This is a genomic window from Daejeonella sp. (assembly GCF_044342615.1).
Lineage (GTDB): Bacteria > Bacteroidota > Bacteroidia > Sphingobacteriales > Sphingobacteriaceae > Daejeonella.
Map to the genome: position 1 here is coordinate 1 of NZ_JBIIPN010000207.1, position 3,326 is coordinate 3,326.

Sequence of the window (3,326 nt, forward strand, 5' to 3'; positions counted from 1 at the left end):
GCCAAAAGCAGGCCTTTAGCATCTGAAGGGAATGCTGGATAAACCACCTTCAAGCCCGGAGTTTTAGTAAACCAAGCCTCATTACTTTGCGAATGGAATGGTCCCGCGCCTGTGCCTGCACCCGTAGGCATTCGAATCACCACATCAGCCTTCTCGCCCCAGCGATAATGTGTTTTAGCAAGATTATTGATAATTTGGTTGAAGCCACAGCTTACAAAATCGGCAAATTGCATCTCCATAATGGCCTTTTTACCATTTATTGAAAGTCCGAGGGCTGCACCCACTACCGCCGACTCACAAATAGGGGTATTCCGAACTCGCCCTTTCCCAAACTCCTCCACAAATCCTTGCGTAATTTTAAAAGCACCTCCATACTCCGCAATATCTTGTCCCATGATTACCAAATCAGGATATTTCTGCATGCCCTGCCTCAATCCATCACTGATAGCATCTAGATATCTTTTTTCAGTTTTTGTAGGATTTCGAGGGTTAATTTCTTTGAGATTCTGCACTTGGAACATATCCGATACTTCACTTAAAGTATCAACTTGGGGCTCATCCATTAAAAAGACCTTCTCTATTTCCGAGTCAATTTCAGCCTTCAAATTAGTCCGTAAATTGCTGATAAAGTCCTCATTGATAATCCCTTCGCTCACTAAAAATTCCTCATAATTTTTCAGCGGATCTTTCTTTTCCCATTCCTCAAACAATTCTTGCGGAACATATTTGGTGCCAGATGCTTCCTCATGACCACGCATCCTGAAAGTCATACATTCAATTAAAACGGGTCTTGGTTTTTGGCGAATATCTTCAGCCAATTCTTTAATGGTATGGAAAACTTCAAGAATATTATTTCCATCAATGCGCCTGCCTTCCATCCCATAGCCTAATGCTCTATCAACCAAATGTTTACAGCGATATTGTTCGTTAGTGGGAGTAGATAATCCGTATCCATTATTTTCGATGATAAAAATTACGGGCAGATCCCAAACAGAGGCCAAGTTGAGTGCTTCATGGAAATCGCCTTCACTCGTTGCACCTTCGCCAGTAAATACTAAGGTTGCTTTTTGTTTATTATTGAGCTTATCGGCGAGCGCGATGCCGTCGGCTAAAGCTAATTGCGGACCTAAATGAGAGATCATCCCAATAATTTTATGCTCTTGAGTCCCAAAGTGAAATGATCGATCACGGCCCTTGGTAAAACCCTCTGCCTTTCCTTGCCACTGCGCCATTAGTTTTGAAAGGCTTATCCCACGGCTAGTAAAAACCCCTAAATTACGGTGCATGGGCAGAATATACTCATCTTCATGCATCGCCAAGGTGGTGCCGACTGCAATAGCCTCCTGACCAATGCCAGAAAACCATTTCCCAATTCTACCTTGTCTTAATAGGATCAACATCTTCTCTTCAATCATTCGCGGTTTAAGCAAATGTTGGTAGAGCTTTATTAAAATATTATTGTCGAGATTCTTGCGATCAAAATTCATAATTAAACATACTATTTTTCTGAAAAATCTATCTAAATTAAGCTTTTGAAAATTTTGCCTTCAATTGTGGGTTTTTCCTTCATTCAGTGGCAATTTGTTAATTTTTTTATTTTTTAGAACGGATGAATAGAAGAGAAGCAGTCGGTAGAGCTGCATTTTTATTAGGCGGCGCAATTACTTTCAAAAGTTTAGGTGCTTTTGCCGAGGGTGTCTTGCCTGTCAATAATCTCCCCTTTGATGCAAAATTACTAAATGCTGAGGAAGATTTAGTTGCCGAAATTGCCGATACCTTTATTCCGGATCGGAAGGATGTTCCTGGCGCAAAGGCCGCTGGTTTAGGTCCATTTATTGTCATGATGATTCAGGATTGCTATACTTCTGATATTCAAGCGCATTTTGCCAAGGGACTAAAAACTATTGAGGAAGTATCAAATGCAACTTTTCAAAAATCGTTCAAAGCCTTAACACTTTCGGAGCGCGAAAGTATTTTCAAGCTTTTCAAGGCTGAAGCTGAAGCGCAGAAGAAGAATAGATCTAGTTCAAATGGAGTTATTGCCCCTCCACACTTTTTTCAGTTGGTATCTGAATTGACATATTTGGGATACTATACTTCCGAAATTGGTGCTACCAAGGCATTAAGATACGTGCATATTCCGGTAAGGTATGATTCATGTGTTCCTTTACAACCGGGTCAAAAAGCATGGGCAACCTAATTTTTAATTATAGGATTTTAAAAGAGAATGAATATTAATATAAAAGCAGAGAAGCAAAACACATACGATGCCATTGTGGTTGGTTCTGGAATTAGTGGTGGTTGGGCAGCTAAAGAACTGACAGAGAAGGGCTTAAAAGTTTTGATGTTGGAGCGTGGGCGAAATGTAGAACACGTAACAGATTATGATACAGCACTTTTAAAACCATGGGAATTTAAGCATCGTGGTAGAATTACTCCCGAAGATGCAGCAAGACATCAGGTGCAAACACGTGGTGGTCAGTACACAGAATTTAATGCTAAGTTTTGGGTAGATGATATCGATTGTCCTTATACCGAAGTAAAACGCTTTGATTGGTATCGTGGTTATCATGTAGGCGGACGATCAATTACATGGGGTCGCGGTTGCTTGCGCTTAAGCGAAATGGACTTTTCGGCAAATGCCAAAGATGGGTATGGTGTAGATTGGCCGGTTCGTTATAAAGATATTGCTCCTTGGTACGATTATGTGGAGCGTTTTGCAGGTATTAGCGGTCAAAATGAGGGTTTAGCGCAATTACCAGACGGGATATTTCTTCCGCCATTTGAAATGAATTGCGTGGAGAAGGAGGTGAAGAAAAGAATTGAAAGTCATTATAACCGTGAACGGATGATGACGGTTTATCGCATGGCAAATTTAACGGTACCTCATAATGGAAGAGGGACTTGCCTAAACAGGAATTTATGTAATAGAGGCTGTCCTTTTGGGGCTTATTTTAGTACCCAATCGGCTACTTTGCCCGCAGCTGTTGCGACTGGAAACCTTACTTTGCGCCCTTATTCTATTGTTAGTTCTGTTTTATACGATAAGGAAACCCAAAAAGCGAAAGGAGTATTGGTAATTGATTCAGAAACAAATGAGCATATCGAATATTATGCTAAGGTAATTTTCATGAATGCCTCTACTTTAGGTACCACCCAAATTTTGTTGAATTCGGTTTCGGATAGCTTCCCTGATGGTTTAGGAAATAGTAGTGGACATTTAGGTCATAATTTGATGGATCATCACTTTCAAGTAGGTGCTTCAGGTACAGCAGTGGGATTTGATGATAAATATTATTACGGCCGCCGACCAATTGGTGTTTATA

3 protein-coding genes are annotated in these 3,326 nt (G+C 40.6%); 2 read left to right on the top strand and 1 reads right to left on the bottom strand.

Annotated elements, in window-relative coordinates:
- The coding region (locus ACIQ0D_RS12360; RefSeq protein ID WP_395806064.1) for a thiamine pyrophosphate-dependent enzyme at positions 1-1,487 on the bottom strand (1,487 nt) is incomplete at its 3' end.
- 122 nt (positions 1,488-1,609) lie between these two features.
- Between ACIQ0D_RS12360 and ACIQ0D_RS12365 the strand changes: the two genes are divergently transcribed.
- Both ACIQ0D_RS12365 and ACIQ0D_RS12370 read left to right on the top strand, forming a co-directional pair.
- Positions 1,610-2,200, top strand: a complete 591-nt coding sequence (locus tag ACIQ0D_RS12365) for a gluconate 2-dehydrogenase subunit 3 family protein (RefSeq protein WP_395806066.1) — start codon at positions 1,610-1,612, stop codon at positions 2,198-2,200.
- Positions 2,201-2,227: 27 nt separating this feature from the next.
- Positions 2,228-3,326: GMC family oxidoreductase N-terminal domain-containing protein (locus ACIQ0D_RS12370; protein WP_395806068.1), on the top strand; the 1,099-nt coding region annotated here is incomplete at its 3' end.

Bases quoted from the DNA above. Each gene is read 5' to 3' on its own strand.
- ACIQ0D_RS12365 (WP_395806066.1), top strand. From the start codon at position 1,610: ATGAATAGAAGAGAAGCAGTCGGTAGAGCTGCATTTTTATTAGGCGGC.